1 protein-coding gene is annotated in these 256 nt (G+C 49.6%); it reads right to left on the minus strand.

Annotation, left to right across the window (positions count from 1 at the left end; genetic code table 11):
• Positions 1–256: GGDEF domain-containing protein (locus RTW80_RS29945; RefSeq protein ID WP_312721793.1), on the minus strand; the 256-nt coding region annotated here is incomplete at both ends.

Here is a 256-nt window from a genome sequence, read left to right on the forward strand (position 1 = left end):
GGGCTTGCTGATGCTATCACTGATTTCTCGCGCGCGTGAAACGGCTGCGGCTTCGGTTAAGCCACTGGAGAGAAACGCAAATTCGTCGCCGCCCAAACGATAAAATGTCTCTGAAAAGCGGCTCAAAGCGTTAAGGCGCGTGGATACCTCACGTAACAGTAAATCGCCAGCATCATGACCGTAGGTATCATTCACCTCTTTGAACCGGTCTAAATCGAATAACATCACCGTGACCGAAATATGTTTTTCCTCAGCC

Origin of the sequence: Escherichia sp. AM3 (genome assembly GCF_032029835.1) — a bacterium.
GTDB classification, from domain to species: Bacteria; Pseudomonadota; Gammaproteobacteria; order Enterobacterales; family Enterobacteriaceae; genus Escherichia; species Escherichia coli.